Raw genomic sequence first — 16683 nt, 5'->3', positions numbered from 1 at the left:
TCCGCTACATTCCCCCTCGTCCCCTACGACGATCAGGATGCTTTGTGTTGGCAACAGCGTTATTTGGCTGTGTACTGACCATGTCTTCAAGCGTCCAAGCCAATGAGATTCCTCTCCAGGAGATCATGGCGGCTACCGAAGGGGAGCATGAAGTAAACGCAGCGCATGACTCGACAGCGATACAGGTCGGCTCCACCGCGATAGCCAGTGCCATGGCGACAGCCACGACAGAGCACTCCGAAGAAGCGGCCCGTTCCCAAAGCCATTTCTCAGCCAAGTCATCGGACAAGAATTCCCCGGCAACATCCGAGAGGATACTGAACGAGGAGCTGCTGGAGCCTCCGGTACTCGCCTTCGTCACCATGGATCAGCGCTTGGGCCAGTTGGGAGAGCGAGTCCTGATCCAGGGTGATGAAGTCAACTCGCAGGATGGGCAGACATCTGGATTCCGCTTGTCCGCAGGCTTCTCCCCCGACTGGAACGAGGTTTTCGACCTGGGAGCAGAATTGCGCTACCGAGAAAGTGAGGACGTTGCTTCCAGCCATGGTGGCAACCGTCATGTGGAGGATGTCACCAGCCTCGGCGGCAGCCTGATCGCAGGCCTGCGCTTTGGCAGCTTCGGCCTGTATGGCAAGACAGGCGTCTCCCAATGGGCAACCGATCCAGTAACAGGAGCCAACAGCATCGCCTCATCCAGCGGCATGGCCCGCACCAAGGGAATCGGTGCTCGCTGGCTGAATGAAGACTGGATCGGCCAGCTTGAGTTTGAGGAATCCGATGCGCCTGAACTGGAGCATCTCAACATGGTCTCTGCCTCGATCCATGTGCCTTTCTAGCTCTGACCGTTCTGGCCCCTGAACCGACCACCTTGCACTCGTCTCCCAGGGCTTTCGGCTTCCCTCCCTCGCCTATTGGAGATTCACTGGCACAGGTGGTTTGGCTTATACCATCCCCGACAGATATCGCCAAATGACATCGCCCGGCTCATGAGCCGGGCGATGTCATGTCGTCTAGGTTGATGGGGGAATCAACCCGTGTTGCGCAAACCTGCAGCAATCCCCGCCATGGTGACCATCAAGGCACGGGAGAGGTCCGCGCTGATCGCACCATCGGCATCCCGGTTACGCTGCAGAAGTTCCGCCTGAAGGCCATGCAACGGATCGATGTACGGGTTGCGTACATCAATGGCCTGGCGAATCAGCGGAGTCTTCTCCAGCAGTTCATCCTGATCCAGGACCTTGAGCAGTGCTTCCTGCAAATGGTGGAAACGTTGGCGTAGACGCCCACCCAGTGCTTCGAGCGCGGGCTCATCAACCAGACGATGCTCGTAATATGCAGCAATATCCACATCAGCCTTGGCCAGCAGCATCTCCAGCATGTCCAGATAGGTGCCAAAGAATGGCCATTCGGCACGCATCTCCTGAAGCACCTCGAGCCCACCGGGTTCCTCCAGTCGAGTAGCAAAAGCCTGGCCAGTCCCCAGCCAGGCGGGCAGCATCAGTCGAATCTGTGTCCAGGCGAAGATCCAGGGAATGGCGCGCAGGGTTTCCACGCCTCCATCCTGGCGTCGCTTGGCCGGACGCGAACCTAGCGGCAGGCGTGCCAAAGCCGTTTCCGGTGTCACTGCGCGGAAATACGGCACGAACTCGGGATCCTTGCGCACCAGTCCTACATAGGCTTCATGGGCGATTTCGGCCAGGCGGTCCAATTCCTCACGCCATTCCGGCTTGGGCTTGGGCGGAGGCAACAGCGACGCTTCGAGCACTGCACAGGTGTAGATTTCCATGGAGCGCAGGGCAATATCCGGCTGACCGAACTTGAAGCGAATCATCTCGCCCTGCTCCGTTACCCGCAGGCTACCGTTTACCGATCCGGGCGGCTGCGACAGGATGGCCGCATGAGAGGGACCGCCTCCGCGACCTACAGTGCCTCCTCGACCATGGAACAGTGTCAGGTCGACACCATGACGCTTGCAGACATCCACCAAGGCTTCCTGGGCACGATACTGAGCCCATGCCGCCGCCAGTTGTCCCGCGTCCTTGGCCGAGTCCGAATAGCCGATCATGACCTCCTGGCGATCACCGACAAGCTGGCGGTAGCCCGGCAGTGCCAGCAAGCGATCGATGACATCGCCGGCCCGGTTGAGATCGTCCAATGTCTCGAACAGCGGGGCAATGGGCATTTCCACACTGCCACCCACTTCCTTCATCAACAGTGCCACAGTCAGCACATCAGAAGGCTGGCCCGCCATGGAGATGATGTAGGTACCCAGAGCTTCGCCATACTCGGAGGCCGCCACACTGAAGGTATCCAGCGTCTCGCGAGTCTCGGCTGAACATTCCCAGCGTCGAGGAATCAATGGACGAGCAGAATTGAGTTCATCAAGCAGGAAGGCCTGGCGTTGTTCCTCGCTCCATTCGCGATAGTTACCAAGGCCAAGGTCGTGCGTCAGTTCTTCCATGACCTGCGAATGACGTCCCGATTCCTGGCGCAGATCCAGCTTGGTCAGGGTAACGCCAAACACGGCAATGCGCCGCAGCGTATCGAGCAGCACCCCATTGGCAATCGTGTCCAGCCCGACATCGCACAGCGAACGATAACAGGCCAGCAACGGCGCATAGAGCTGGTCACGGGTCTCGATGATCGGGCCACCTTCGAAACTGCGTCCATCGAGCTCACACTTGGCCCAGTCGCGCGTTGCTTCGACTCTCACAATCAGACGCTTGAGCAGCTCTCGATAGGGTTCAGCAACATTGCCTACCTCAGCACGCAATGCACTGTTGGTGTTCCACATCGATAGCTCGCTCTTGAGCTGTTCCAGATCACGCAGATACAGGTCCGCCGCCATCCAGCGACCAAGCAGCAGAACTTCTCGCGTGACCCGCGCTGTCACATTGGGGTTGCCATCGCGATCCCCCCCCATCCAGGAGGCAAATCGGATCGGGGCAGCATCCAGCGGCAGGCGTTCACCGGCGGCTTCCAGCAGCAGGTTATCCAGATCACGATGGAAGTCTGGAACGGCCTGCCACAGGGAATTCTCGATCACAGCGAAGCCCCACTTGGCTTCGTCCACGGGAGTCGGCCTGTCGTGGCGAATTTCATCGGTATGCCAGGCCTGACTGATCAACTCTTCCAGACGCCCTTTTGCACGAACGGCACGCTCGGGATATTCGCTGGATGACTCAATGGTGGTAAGACACTCATCGATGGCATCGTACTTGCGAATCAAGGTACGCCGAATGACTTCAGTAGGATGAGCCGTCAGCACCAGTTCTACACGCATGTTGGCCAGTGTCTCCACCAGCTTGCGCGGAGAATGTCCTTCGTTCTGTGCACGTTGCAGCAGTTCACCCAACACCGGTTGGGTACCGGGCTTGTAATCTTCGACCCGACGAAAACGGGCGCGATAGTGCTGTTCAGCGATATTGGCCAGGTTCAGAAACTGGTTGAAAGCTCTCGTGACAGGCAGCAGGTCTTTCTCGGGCAGACGACGCAGGTAGTCGATCAGCTCGCGCTGGCCGTCCTCTTCTCCGGACCGGCCGCGCTTGGCCAGACTACGAATCGTCTCGATGCGAGCAACGAAGGCAGGTCCCAGATCATCCGCGATGGTGCGTCCAAGGCTATCGCCAAGAACACGCACGTTGTCACGCAATGATTCGTGTAGGTCGTGGCTCATTCGGGAAACTCCTTGTCATGAGCAAACGCAAAAGATGTCGCCGAGGTTGGTTATGGTAGCTATTTTTCCCCGGTGTTATGACGCCACGCTCTCTGTACGCTTGGCGGCTTGCCAATGCCTCTCCATGCGCTCCAGGTCGGCCTCCTGGACAGCAACCCCTTCCGCTGCCAGGGCCTTTTCCAAATAACGAAAACGGCGCTCGAAACGCTCGTTGGTCCCACGCAGGCAACGCTCTGGATCCGCGCCGAGCTGACGCGCCAGGTTGACCGCAGCAAACAGCAGGTCTCCAACTTCCTCTGCGGCATGCTCACGATCACCTGCATCCAGCGCCTGCTGGATCTCGCCCAGTTCCTCGGCAAGCTTGGCCATCACCCCCTGAGTATCCGGCCAGTCGAAACCGACCCGTGCAGCACGCTTGGAAAGCTTGGCCGCACGGCTCAACGCGGGCAATGTACGCGGAACGTCATCCAATGCCGACGCCAGGTTGGCAGTATCACCTGCCACATCATCATCACCCTGAACCAGGCTATTGTCCCCGGCACGCGCCGCACGCTCCTGCGCCTTGAGCGCCTCCCAGCGTGAGTGCACCTGCTGGGTTTCCAGCTCTGCAGCACTGATCCCTGAACGCCGCGATGCCATGCTGCCATCCGGGAAGACATGAGGATGCCGATTCACCATCTTGGCGGTAAGCACATGTACGATATCATCGAAGTCGAAACGCCCTTCCTCACTACCGAACTGCGCATAATAGACAACCTGAAACAGCAGGTCCCCAAGCTCTCCTGGCAACTCATCGAATGCGCGACGTTCAATGGCATCAGCCACTTCATAGGCTTCTTCGATGGTATGCGGAACTATGCTATCCCAATTCTGCTTGACGTCCCAAGGGCACCCTTGGTCAGGGTCACGCAGCACGGCCATCAATGTCAGGAGATCATCAAGAGTGTAACGAGTCTCATCGCTCATCAAGAACGCCCTCCCTTTCGATGATGTGCAGCCCCTTGGTGCGAAGGGTTATGCTGTGAATGTCGCTGGGATGAGGCAGGAGCCCCTCCGCCAGCACCACGAAGACGCTTGACCTCGATGATGTTGGACAACTGCTGAATACGCGCAAACAGTCGTCCCAAGGTTTCCAGACCGTCCACTTCCACGGTGATCGACATGCGCGCGATACCATCATCGGTATTGGTACGAGTGTTGATGGCCAGTACATTGACCTTGTCATGCCCCAGGACTGCAGTGACATCGCGCAGCAACCCGGATCGATCCCACGCCAGCACCTCGACGTCAACCGGGTACTGGGTCCTGGCCCGCTCGCCCCATTCCACTTCAATCACCCGCTGCGGTTCATCAAGGCGCAGTTGGAGGATGTTCGGACAATCCTGACGATGTACCGTGACCCCGCGCCCCTGGGTGATGAAGCCGACAATGGGCTCTCCAGGCACAGGGTGACAACAATTGGCCATGCTGGTCTTGAGATTGCCTACGCCTAATACGGTGATATCGCTCTCGGCGCCTTTGCTGGGCTTGCGAGGCTTGGCCAGCAAGCGCTCCAGGCGTTCCTGGTCATCGTTTTCCCCGAACAACTGCTGAGCCTGGTGCAGGACCTGACCAATACGCAGATCACCGGCCCCCAGTGCGGCATACATATCTTCGGCACCGGTGTAGTTGACCTTCTTGGCCAACTGGTCGAGATCCATGTCTTCCACATCGAGACGCTTCATCTCACGCTCGAACAGGGCTCGGCCTTCCTCGAGATTACGATCTCGGGCCTGATGCTTGAACCAGGACTGGATCTTGGCCCGAGCTCGGGAAGTGCGCACGAACCCCAGCGTCGGGTTGAGCCAGTCACGGCTCGGAGCGCTCTGGTTACCAGTGAGGATTTCTACCTGTTGTCCTGTCTTGAGACGATAGGTCAGGGGCACGATACGACCATTGACCTTGGCCCCACGGCAGCGATGCCCCACTTCGGTATGTACCCGATAGGCGAAGTCGATCGGGGTTGCCATGCGTGGCAGGTCGACCACGTGGCCATCGGGAGTGAAGACATAGATACGATCCGGCGCCACATCGGTGTTCAGACCTTCACGCAGATCGCCCAGCTCACCCACTTCTTCATGCCACTCGAGCACCTGGCGCAACCAAGCAATCTTTTCTTCGTAGCTGGCACTCTTGGCGCTGGTATCATGCCCCTTGTAGCGCCAGTGAGCACATACCCCCAGCTCGGCCTCCTCGTGCATCTCGAAGGTGCGTATCTGAATTTCCAGCACCTTGTTCTCCGGCCCGAAGACCGCGGTATGCAACGACTGATAACCGTTCTTCTTTGGATTGGCGATGTAGTCGTCAAACTCGTCAGGAACGTGATGCCACCGCGAATGCACAATGCCAAGCATGGTGTAGCAATCACGCACAGTGGGCACGAGGATGCGAACGGCCCGAATATCGTGGACCTGGGAAAAGGCAATTCGCTTGCGCTTCATCTTCCGCCAGATCGAATAGATATGCTTTGCCCGGCCATCGACCTGATAGCTCTCGATGCCCTGCTCCACCATCAACGACTTGAGCGTCTCCACCACATCATTGATATAACGATCACGATCAAGACGCTTTTCGGCCAATTGCTTGGCAATGGTCTTGTAATCGTCCTCGTGCAGATAGCGGAACGACAGATCCTCCAGCTCCCACTTGAGCTGGCCAATACCAAGGCGGTGGGCCAGAGGCGCGTAGATATCGAAGACTTCCTGCGCCACGCGCAGGCGCTTTTCACGAGGAGCATCACGTACCTGGCGCAGGGCACAAGTGCGCTCGGCAATCTTGATCAATGCAACACGCACATCATCGATCATGTTGACCAGCATCTTGCGCAGATTGTCTTCCTGGTCCTGCTGCTGCAATCCGGGGGTATTGGGATGAAGATTGCTGATGGCAGCCATCTGCAACACACCCTGGATCAGCGATGCCACTTCCTCGCCAAAGCGCTTGGCAACCTGCTCGAGAGGAATGAGTTCTTCACGCACAGCACGGTACAGCACTGCAGCTTCGATAGCCGTCTGATCCAGGCGCAGCTCGCCGAGAATATCCGCCATTTCCAGCCCCATGCGGAAACTCGAACCATCCTTGAGCCAGGATTTGTGCGGATGCGGCGATTCCAGTTCCAGTGCCTGGGCCAGGCGGCAGGCCTCGATCAGCTCTTGCGGACTTGGGACCTTGACGTCTTCCTGCAAACGCGCGACCCACTGATCGATGTCGACCAGGCCCTCCGTCGTAAGCGGCTGGTCCTCGCGTACTTTAACCATTGCGTGCAACTCCTTGCGAGATTCTATGTTGTCACTGTTATTGAACGTTCAGGACACCGTCCCTGGTGACCTCTTTTCCTTTCTGCCTGTTTCCCTGCTTGCTGTTCAGCACCCGCACAATCCATCATTTTCCAGCCCATTGCTCGCACAGCTCATTGCTTGCCCAGCGATGACTTGCACATATGGCAAAGTGACAGGAATCTCATTTATCGGCGCTTCTCATTTATCGGTGCTATGGCAGCGTGCTTGATCGCCAAACGCCATCTCATGTTTCACTTCAATAACGTAACCACGTCGATGGCTCAGTCACGAACGTTTCAATCACCGCCGACTCAATCACGAACAAACAGCAACATCGACTCCAGATGAGAGGTGTGGACGAACATGTCAGCCATGGCGGCCCGCTCCAAGCGATAGCCTCCCCGCAACAAATATGCCGAATCGCGTACCATCGTCGCCGGATCACAGGCGATATACAACACCCTGGAAACCGGGCGCTCAGCAAGTGCCTGGCACAAGGCTTCCGCGCCCTCCCGAGGAGGATCCAGCACCACGACATTTGCCGGCATGTCATCCAGCAACTGTTTCACACTCACCGGATCATGCAGGTTGGCCTGTCGTGCATGTACCTCGAGCTCGAGCCGACACGCGTTGTCGTTCAGGCGTGCCACCATTTCCTGCTGTCCTTCCACGGCAGCCACGGTATAACCCGCCGCAGCCAGCGGCAGGCTGAAATTACCGACACCAGCAAACAGGTCAAGCAGAGACTGCCCTCCATTCGGCTTTCCTAGCCACGCTAGTGCTGTCTCGACCAAGCATCGATTGACGCCATCATTCGCCTGGAAGAAATCACCAGGAGCGATCCCCAGCGTCAGATCCTGTGTCATTGACGGCACCTTGAGAGTCAGTGAAGGATCCTCGTCTTCAGGCTCCAGCCACTTGAACTCTGGCGTATCACGGCCTACCCGCATGGCCAAGCGAACGCCCTGCTCCCTTGCCCATTGCTGCCAACTGGCCAGGTCCTGCACATGGTGGCGCAACTGCCGCAATACCAGCGTGACCCCCTCTTCGGTGTGGAGAAGCTCTATATGTCCTACGTGGCGCGGAGCTTCCAGAGCAACCAGTTGTGCATATAGAGCAGGAAGCATCGCCGACAGTTCCGGCACCAGAGTGGTGCATGCATCCACCTCTACCAGGCGACGGCTACGACGGGCTCGAAACCCCAATTGCACTTCTCCATCCGCACCCACGCGTACACTCAGCCGGGCACGACGACGGTACCCCACTGTTGCTGTCGACAGCACCTGTACCTCGCCAGGTAGCTCGATCCCTTGGCGGGACAGAAGATTGGCCAGTACCGCCACCTTGTGACGACGCTGGGCATCCAAGGCCAGATGCTGAAGGTCGCAACCTCCACAGCGATCCACATATGGGCATGGTGGCGTCACCCGCTCTGCCGCAGAAATCCGCACCTCCCGCACATGAGCCTCATCGAAACGCTTCCGCGTACGATGCACCGCCACCGTAACGTGCTCTCCCGGCAATGCACCTTCAATGAACACTGTCTTGCCCTGTGAAGTACGTGCAATTCCACGTCCATCATGCGCCAGCGCAGTGACTTCCAGTACCTCCGCAGAGGAGACAGAAGCATGTGTGCTTGTATCGTATGCCTGGCGTTTAGCGCCAGGCTCGGCGTTTGAACGCTTCTGAGTCAGGCCGGAAGTACCTGACCGGGCTCTTGCCGGGCGCCGCTTTCCAAGTCCTGACACTTTACTGCTCCGGGGCAAACAGACCAGTGGACAAATAGCGATCGCCTCGGTCACAGACAATGAACGCTATCACGGCATTCTCCACTGTTTCCGCCACTCGCAGGGCGCCGGCCAAAGCACCTCCAGAAGAAACACCCGCCAGGATACCCTCCTCTCGTGCCAGACGACGCATATGCTCTTCTGCTTCCTGCTGACCAATATCGATCACCTGATCGACGCGGGCCGGATCGAAGATTTTCGGCAGGTAGGCTTCGGGCCAGCGCCGAATACCTGCAATACTTGCGCCATCCTCAGGCTGCAATCCAACAATCTGGATGTCGGCATTCTGTTCCTTGAGATAACGAGACACACCCATGATCGTACCGGTTGTGCCCATGGAACTGACGAAGTGAGTAATCGTGCCATGGGTCTGCTGCCACAACTCAGGCCCAGTGGTGCGATAATGCCCCAATGGATTGTCCGGATTGGAGAACTGATCCAACGCCTTGCCCTCGCCACGGGCAATCATGGTGTCGGCCAGGTCCCGGGCCTCTTCCATGCCTCCCTCCTTGCTCACCTCTATGAGCTCCGCACCGTATGCGGCCATGGCCTGTTTACGTTCTTCAGAGGCATTCTCCGGCATAATCAATATCATGCGGTACCCTTTCATAGCCGCTACCATAGCAAGAGCAATTCCGGTATTGCCTGACGTTGCCTCGATCAATGTATCGCCGGGGGCAAGCTCGCCACGGGCTTCCGCTTCTGCAAACATGGACAGAGCGGGCCGATCCTTCACGGAACCGGCAGGATTATTGCCCTCCAGCTTGGCCAGCAGGACATTGTTGCGGCCCGCAGTAATACGCTTGAGGCGAACCAGAGGCGTGTGGCCCACCACCTGATCGAGGGTCGGGAATTGCATGAATGCTTCCTTGTGGAGGTATCTTTTGGTCATTATATCGGCGCCCATCCATACTGGACAGGCATCGGCTCATGCGCTGACATGAAGAGAGGGCCTCAGGGCAGCATGCCCTGAGCACCGTCCTGACACGTCATTGCGCCTTTATCCATGCAGGAATTCCGGCTCCCAGATGCTTTTCAGATCATTTTTCAGATCTACCTTGAGAACCCGCCTGATGCTGGCATTGCTCGGCTTGCCTCTGTTGCTACTGGCAGTGCTTGTCGGGTTGACCCTGCACCAGGGCAGCGAGTTGCGTCACAAGGCCTTGCAGGATCAACTGACCACTGCCATAAGCCTGATCACACCGCAGCTCGGCAATGCACTGAGTATCAACGACAGTGCCGCATTGCAGGCCGTGGCCAATAGCCTGATGGATGTTCAATCGGTGCGTGCATTACGCATCCAGAACTCGCAGGGATCGCTACTGGAACTGGGTCGCCTGAGAGGCGAAGCATTATCGACTCGTCGCCCTGACGCGCCGCGCATCGAGCGCCATTATCGCCAATGGGTAGTCACGGCTCCCATTTCCCGGACGGATGATGCATGGCTGACACTTGACGTGGACGCCTCCCTGCTCCCTCTCGCAGCGTATAGTGATCTGGCGCGCAGCGGCCTCATTCTGCTGGTTTCCGGGCTACTGCTTTTCCTCGTTGCCTATTCTCTGGGACGACGCATCCTGCAGCCAGTCGATGACATACGACGCTTGCTTGATCAGCTCAGTGCGGGTCGCACGCCATCTCATCTGCCCTTGGATCAACCTCCTGAGCTGGCCGAACTGGCTGAGCGCGTCAACGCCTTGATCGATCATATGGCTGCCGCTCAGGAGGATCTGCAGAGTCAGATCGAGCACGCAACACAAGAACTGCAGGAATCCATGGAGACCATAGAAGTCCAGAATATCGAACTGGACATCGCTCGTCGCCAAGCTGTCGAGGCCAATCAGGTAAAGTCCGAATTCCTGGCCAACATGAGCCACGAGATTCGAACGCCTCTCAATGGCATCATCGGCTTCTGCCGCCTGCTCGGACGCTCTCCGCTGGACCCACGCCAGCGCGAATGGCTCGACCAGGTACACCGGGCCTGCGACAACTTGCTGTCACTGGTCAATGATGTGCTCGACTTTTCCAAGCTGGAAGCGGGTCGACTGGTGCTGGAACGCGTTCCTCTCGACATTCAACTGTTGGTCGATGAAGTGCTCGGGTTGCAAGCTCCTCTTGCCCAGCAAAAAGGCCTGCAGCTGCTTGGCCTGGTATACGACGATGTTCCGCCCGAACTCAATGGTGATCCCCTACGCATTCGCCAGGTCCTGACCAATCTGGTCAACAATGCCATCAAGTTCACCGAACATGGTGAAGTCATTGTCCGAGTTATGGTGGAGGAGTTCCATGACAACCAGGTCACCTTGCGCCTGAGTGTCAGTGACACCGGCATCGGTTTGACGGAACACCAGCAACGCATACTGTTCCAGGCCTTTCATCAAGCCTCCGCCAGCCATCCTCGACGCTTTGGAGGGACCGGCCTGGGACTGACCATCTCGCGCCAACTGGTCGAGCAAATGGGGGGCACCATTGGCGTCGACAGTACACCAGAGCATGGCTCTACCTTCTATTTCACGCTGTCCCTGCACGGCAACCCCAACCGGGAGCGGCCAGCAGAACTCGATCTCCAGGGAATAGCCATCTATGTCGAGGAGCCCCACGGACCGACGCGCCGTTCTCTACTGCATCTGCTTGAACGTTGGCAAGTTCATACGGTGAAGACGCCACAGCATGCACTCCTTGCCCTGGAGGCCATTGATCAGGCCGATATCGAGGATGAGCGCCTACAGCACCTGAGAGAAAAGCTTACATTGCGCAGCTTTCCGACCATCCTGCTGTTGAATGGAGGCTTGCCAGACATGGCCAGCCTTGCACTGCCGACTGATGTCACGATCATCTCGAAACCTATCTCACGACAGTTTCTGGCTCAGGTCGTGCAGCAGAGCCTGGGAGTCAGGGCAGAAATTACATCGCCAGCCCCGTCGCCGGATTCAGCTGAGAGCCCAGCGAGGGGAATGATCAACGAAACTCTGCTCTACGGACCGGCTGCTGAAACGCTTCTTCCTCAGGCCGTCCCGACAACACCGCTTCCTCATGCAACGACTCGTCTGCTGGTGGTCGATGACAGTGAGACCAACCGCCTGCTACTCAAGGAATTGCTTGAAGGACCTGGGCGCGAGATCACCATGGCGCACAGTGGCGAGGCCGCCCTCGCCCTGGCACAAGCGCAAGACTTCGACCTGGTGCTGATGGACATTCGCATGGAAGGCATGGATGGCCTGGAGACCACCCAGGCACTACGCCGCATCAACGCTCGATGGCGCCAGTGCCCCATCATTGCAGTGACCGCCCATGTACTGGAAGACGAGCACCGAGAACTCCTGACCAATGGCATGGATGAAGTTCTGATAAAACCGCTGGATACCACCATGCTCGATCAACTGTTGCAAAAATGGCTGGGCATACGGCTCTCTGACAAGCCCCCTCATGCACCGGCGTCCTCCATGTCTGCCGAAGACGAACTGGCGACAGTCGACCTGACCCTGGGCATTCGACTCGCAGGTGGACGCGAAGGTCTGGCCCGCCAGTTGATAGAACAGTTGACCGCTTCGCTGAAAGACACGCAGACAGCGGTCGATGATGCCATGTCTCGTGGAGATGAGGAGGCGCTTCTCGATGCCGTTCATGCATTGAACGGAGCTTGTCGCTATTGCGGAGTACCACGCCTGGGGCTTCTGGTGGAAACGCTGGAGACACGCTTGCGTTCCCGCGGTATCGAGGGTATTCGCCCCATGCTGGGGAATCTGGCCGAAGCCATGAACGATCTGCGCCAATGGCAGGCAGAACACGGGGAAGGAGGCATCGAGGCCTCAGCGAGAGAGCCCAGTAGATGAAGGCCATGTTCGCCGCTGGAATATCCATCCAGCGGGTCTGGCAGCATTTACCTAGACGGCATTTCCTGCGGAATGCTCACGATAAAAGTCACCTTCCAGAACCACAAATGCCACGGCCACATCATGCTCATCGCTGAGGCTCAAGTGCATCCGCGTCACTCCAAGGCTTTCCGCCAAACGCGCGGCTTCGCCATTCAGCGTCAGGGAAGGTCGCCCCAGGGCATCATTGACGACCTGGATGTCAGTCCAGCGCATTCCTTCACGCAGGCCAGTACCTAGCGCCTTGACGAATGCCTCCTTGGCCGCAAACCGCTTGGCCAGAAACGCTGCCGGAGTCACATGCTGAGCAAAGCGCTGCGCTTCACGCGGACCCAGCACTCGAGCGGCAAAACGATCGCCATGGCGACGCATTGCCGCTTCAAAACGCTCGACCCGGGCGATATCGGTTCCAATGCCCAGAATCACGCGCCAACTCCCCTTGGTAGACACTCAGTCATGGTGATCATGATCATGGGCGTGCTCGAACTCGTCGATGGCAGCGACTAAGCCAGCCTCGTAACCCGCGATCATCAGTCGCTTCATCTCGGACACGGCTTCCTTGAGGCCAACAAACAAGGCACGAGCGATGATGGCATGGCCGATATTCAACTCATTCAACCCAGGAATGGCCGCAATGGCTTCCACATTGTGATAGTGCAGACCATGCCCAGCATTGACAATGATTCCCAGCTCCACTGCCATTTCCGCAGCAGCGATCAGGCGTTGGTACTCTTTGGCTGCCAGTTCCTTTGATTCAGCATCGGCAAAGGCACCCGTGTGCAGTTCGATGGCAGGAGCCCCGGCACGCAGCGCAGCCTCGATCTGTTCCGGATCAGGATCGATAAACAGGGAAACCTCACTCCCCGCCTCAGCCAGACGCTTGCATGCTGCACTCACCGCGTCGAAATTCCCCGCCACATCGAGACCGCCCTCGGTGGTCAGTTCCTCTCGCTTCTCTGGTACCAGGCACACATGTGCCGGGCGCACTTCCTCAGCAAGGCGGAGCATTTCCTCCGTGACGGCCATTTCCAGATTCATGCGTGTATTCAAGACCTCGGCCAGAATACGCACATCACGTTCTTGAATATGCCGGCGATCTTCACGCAGGTGCACGGTAATGCCATCAGCGCCAGCTTCCTCGGCCAGCAATGCTGCCTGAACGGGATCCGGATAGCGGGTACCACGGGCCTGACGCAAGGTGGCGATATGGTCGATATTAACGCCAAGCAGCATTCGAGGAGGATGCATCGTCAATCTCCATCTGGGGATAATGAGCACTCATGCCAAGCATATTGCCATTGGGCACAGATGCCTGAAGAAAAGAGGTTTATCATAACACTGGTCTGGGCCGTGCTTAACCTCGACCCAGGCTGTTCTCAAACCGCTCAGGGCTGTTCCCAAAAACCGCTCAGGGTTGCTTCCAATACCCGCTCAAGGCTGTTTCCAAAAAACCGCTCAGGGCTGCTTCCAATACCCGCTCAAGGCTGTTTCCAAAAAACCGCTCAAGGCTGTCGTCGACGCTCAACCAGGCTCTGCATCAAGGCCCTGGAGCGCAATGGCCGATCGCCCAGCAATGGTGCGAGTGCTGCACGGGTGATGATCTTGGCGGCTCGCGCCAGGCCAGGCTCCCCCCAGTCACAATGGGCCAGCAAGCGTAGGGTTCGCCCGTCCACGCCATCTGCCGCAGGCGTGAAGGCGCGGCTATGAGGGTCATAGCGGTAACGTGCCTGAGGATCCAGCGTGGCTCCTGTCATGGTCGTAAAGCGCGGGGCAGCATCCAGTGCATCCAGTAACGCTACTTCCAGACGACGCAGGGCCGAAGCCCGAGAAGCCGGCACCGTAAGCTCGGCCAGCGCAGCCGTATAAAAAGCAAACACATCGGCCACCGGCAGCTCCGTGGGCAGCAGGCGAGTCAACAGTTCGTTGGCATACAAGCCACACAGCAGCCCTTCTCCGACCAGCATGGCCGCAGCGCCTCGGGACTCGATCAGGCGCAAGCGCTTCAGTTCACGTTCCCCTTGCCATGTCACATGCAAGGGAGCAAATGGTTGCATCTGGCTGCGTGAACGGCTGCCTGGACGCTGAATACCTCGAGCCACGGCCCGTATACGCCCATGGTTCAAGGTCAGGATGTCCACCAGGGCACTGGTTTCCCGATAGGGTCGCTTGTGCAGCAGATAGGCCGGCTGTGGCTGCATGAGAGGTGGCGCTGTCAGTTGGCGGGAGGAGAAAAAAACAGAGACTGCTGACAAACTAATGTGCTCGGCCATGCGGCGTTAACATCCACCTCAAAATGCTCATTTACACCTTGTAAACTGCGCTTTCTCGGCGGATTTTGTCTTGCCTGACCATCGCTCGTGACCTTTGTCAGCAGCCTCGCACTGATGAGATCAGTGTTTCCTTAACGGCTTAATCAAGATCGTAACCCAGGCTCTTCAGCGCCCGCTCGTCGTCGGACCAGCCACGCTTGACCTTGACCCACAGATTGAGCATGACCTTCTTGTCCAGAGAACGCTCCATATCGATGCGCGCCTCTCGACCGATACTCTTGATGCGCTCGCCATTCTCACCGATGAGGATCTTCTTCTGCCCCTGACGCTCGACCAGAATCAGAGCACTGATATGCACGACCTTGGGCGTATCACGGAACTCCTCAACTTCCACGGTCATCTGGTACGGCAGCTCATCGCCAAGCTGACGCATGACTTTCTCGCGCACCATCTCAGCGGCAAGAAAGCGCTGACTCTTGTCGGTGATCTGGTCCTCGGGGAAGTAATGAATACTTTCCGGAAGGTATTTGGCGATTTCAGCTTCCAGCTCGGGGACATTGGTGCCGTGCTTGGCGGAAATCGGCACCACGGCAGCAAATTCACGACGCGCCCCGACCTCTTGCAACCAGGGCAGCAAGCTGGCCTTGTCCTGCAGGCGATCCACCTTGTTCACCGCCAGGATCACGGGGGCTTCCACATGCTCAAGACGCTGCAGAACCACTTGGTCTTCATCTGACCAACGGGTACGGTCGATGATGAACACCACGCAGTCCACATCACGCAAGGCCTGTACGGCCGCCTGATTCATGAAGCGGTTGATCGCCTTGTTGCGGTCCTTGGCCAGAATATGGATACCCGGAGTGTCCACGTAGACAAACTGGGCATCATCTTCCGTCTTGATCCCCATGACCTGATGTCGTGTCGTTTGGGGCCGACGTGAAGTAATTGAAATTTTCTGCCCCAGAATACGGTTCATCAGCGTTGACTTGCCGACATTGGGGCGACCAACGATGGCAACGAAGCCACAGGTCTGGGTCATGCACTGACTCCCTTGGGGTCGAGCAGGGCCAGGGCACGCTCGGCTGCCTGCTGTTCTGCATGGCGGCGGCTGGAGCCGCTACCAACAGTATGCTTGTCGAGCACCTCTACGTGACATTCCACAGTGAAGGTCTGGGCATGTGCCTCTCCCTCCACCGAGGTAACTTCATAACGCGGGAGAGGCGCTTGACGCGATTGCAGGAATTCCTGAAGGCGTGTCTTGGGGTCCTTCTGGGATTCCTTGAGATTGATGTTGGCGAGGCGCTCGGCAAACCACGCCAGTACACGGGTCCGAGCCACATCCATACCGGCATCGAGATAAATGGCCCCGATCACCGCTTCAACAGCATCCGCCAGGATGGACTCACGGCGATGGCCCCCGCTCTTCATTTCACCAGAGCCAAGCCGCAGGCATTCACCGACTCTCATCTCTCGCGCCAGCTCGGCCAGGGTCTGCCCTTTGACCAAGCGAGCACGCAAGCGGGAAAGCTGGCCTTCACGCGCTTCGGGAAAACGTTGGAACAGAGCCTCTGCGATGACAAAGTTCACAATCGAGTCACCGAGAAACTCCAGACGTTCATTGTTACGGCCACCGTAGCTACGATGGGTCATTGCCAACTCCAGGAGTCCAGAATCCTTGAACTCATGGCCGATACGGTGGCTAAAAGCGGTCAGGGGATTGCTCACGACGCTCCTGCTAATTCATTGTTGAAATTGAGGCCAGCG

General features: G+C 57.8%; 12 protein-coding genes. 2 read left to right on the top strand and 10 right to left on the bottom strand.

Annotated features, from left to right (window positions below; genetic code table 11):
• Nucleotides 1–80 precede the first annotated feature (80 nt).
• Nucleotides 81–836, top strand: a complete 756-nt coding sequence (locus tag Q1K07_RS19510) for a hypothetical protein (RefSeq protein ID WP_300315041.1) — start codon at nt 81–83, stop codon at nt 834–836.
• A gap of 191 nt (nt 837–1027) precedes the next feature.
• On the opposite strand, the gene ppc is transcribed toward Q1K07_RS19510, so the two are convergent.
• The 5 genes from ppc to cysM form a co-directional block, all read right to left on the bottom strand.
• Nucleotides 1028–3676, bottom strand: coding sequence for a phosphoenolpyruvate carboxylase (ppc, locus tag Q1K07_RS19505; RefSeq protein WP_300315038.1), 2649 nt, complete (start codon nt 3674–3676; stop codon nt 1028–1030).
• A 75-nt stretch (nt 3677–3751) separates the two neighbouring features.
• Nucleotides 3752–4642 carry a nucleoside triphosphate pyrophosphohydrolase gene (mazG, locus tag Q1K07_RS19500; RefSeq protein ID WP_300315035.1) on the bottom strand — a complete coding sequence of 297 codons (891 nt, stop codon included), beginning with the start codon at nt 4640–4642 and terminating at the stop codon, nt 3752–3754.
• Nucleotides 4642–6972, bottom strand: coding sequence for a GTP diphosphokinase (relA, locus tag Q1K07_RS19495; protein ID WP_300315032.1), 2331 nt, complete (start codon nt 6970–6972; stop codon nt 4642–4644). Before relA ends, mazG begins: the two co-directional genes overlap by 1 nt.
• Before the next feature lie 332 nt (nt 6973–7304).
• A complete protein-coding gene (locus Q1K07_RS19490; RefSeq protein WP_300315029.1) occupies nt 7305–8741 on the bottom strand; it encodes a TRAM domain-containing protein in 1437 nt (478 codons plus the stop codon).
• 1 nt (nt 8742) lies between these two features.
• Nucleotides 8743–9639: a cysteine synthase CysM gene (gene cysM / locus Q1K07_RS19485; RefSeq protein ID WP_300315027.1), complete on the bottom strand. Its 897-nt coding sequence runs from the start codon at nt 9637–9639 to the stop codon at nt 8743–8745.
• A gap of 214 nt (nt 9640–9853) precedes the next feature.
• On the opposite strand from cysM, the gene Q1K07_RS19480 reads away from it, so the two are divergent.
• Nucleotides 9854–12610, top strand: a complete 2757-nt coding sequence (locus tag Q1K07_RS19480; RefSeq protein WP_300315024.1) for an ATP-binding protein — start codon at nt 9854–9856, stop codon at nt 12608–12610.
• Nucleotides 12611–12661: 51 nt separating this feature from the next.
• Here Q1K07_RS19480 and acpS read toward each other — a convergent pair whose 3' ends face one another.
• The 5 genes from acpS to rnc form a co-directional block, all read right to left on the bottom strand.
• The gene (gene acpS / locus Q1K07_RS19475) at nt 12662–13075 is read right to left on the bottom strand and encodes a holo-ACP synthase (RefSeq protein WP_300315021.1); all 414 of its coding nucleotides are present in this window, start codon (nt 13073–13075) and stop codon (nt 12662–12664) included.
• Nucleotides 13076–13099: 24 nt separating this feature from the next.
• Complete coding sequence (pdxJ, locus tag Q1K07_RS19470; protein WP_300315019.1) at nt 13100–13897, bottom strand: pyridoxine 5'-phosphate synthase; 798 nt, start codon at nt 13895–13897, stop codon at nt 13100–13102.
• Nucleotides 13898–14151: 254 nt separating this feature from the next.
• Entirely contained in the window at nt 14152–14847 is a 696-nt protein-coding gene (gene recO, locus Q1K07_RS19465; protein ID WP_300315017.1) for a DNA repair protein RecO, read from the bottom strand.
• Between the two features lie 211 nt (nt 14848–15058).
• Complete coding sequence (era, locus tag Q1K07_RS19460) at nt 15059–15958, bottom strand: GTPase Era (RefSeq protein ID WP_300315014.1); 900 nt, start codon at nt 15956–15958, stop codon at nt 15059–15061.
• Complete coding sequence (gene rnc, locus Q1K07_RS19455; RefSeq protein WP_300315010.1) at nt 15955–16644, bottom strand: ribonuclease III; 690 nt, start codon at nt 16642–16644, stop codon at nt 15955–15957. Before rnc ends, era begins: the two co-directional genes overlap by 4 nt.
• Nucleotides 16645–16683 lie beyond the last annotated feature (39 nt).

Origin of the sequence: Halomonas sp. (assembly GCF_029263665.1) — a bacterium.
Classification (GTDB): Bacteria; Pseudomonadota; Gammaproteobacteria; order Pseudomonadales; family Halomonadaceae; genus Halomonas.
This window is presented reverse-complemented; position numbering and strand designations above follow the sequence as displayed.

Bases quoted from the DNA above. Each gene is read 5' to 3' on its own strand.
- recO (WP_300315017.1), bottom strand. From the start codon at position 14,847: ATGCAGCCACAGCCGGCCTATCTGCTGCACAAGCGACCCTATCGGGAA.
- Q1K07_RS19480 (WP_300315024.1), top strand. From the start codon at position 9,854: ATGCTGGCATTGCTCGGCTTGCCTCTGTTGCTACTGGCAGTGCTTGTC.
- ppc (WP_300315038.1), bottom strand. From the start codon at position 3,676: ATGAGCCACGACCTACACGAATCATTGCGTGACAACGTGCGTGTTCTT.
- mazG (WP_300315035.1), bottom strand. From the start codon at position 4,642: ATGAGCGATGAGACTCGTTACACTCTTGATGATCTCCTGACATTGATG.
- pdxJ (WP_300315019.1), bottom strand. From the start codon at position 13,897: ATGCATCCTCCTCGAATGCTGCTTGGCGTTAATATCGACCATATCGCC.
- Q1K07_RS19510 (WP_300315041.1), top strand. From the start codon at position 81: ATGTCTTCAAGCGTCCAAGCCAATGAGATTCCTCTCCAGGAGATCATG.
- era (WP_300315014.1), bottom strand. From the start codon at position 15,958: ATGACCCAGACCTGTGGCTTCGTTGCCATCGTTGGTCGCCCCAATGTC.
- cysM (WP_300315027.1), bottom strand. From the start codon at position 9,639: ATGCAATTCCCGACCCTCGATCAGGTGGTGGGCCACACGCCTCTGGTT.
- relA (WP_300315032.1), bottom strand. From the start codon at position 6,972: ATGGTTAAAGTACGCGAGGACCAGCCGCTTACGACGGAGGGCCTGGTC.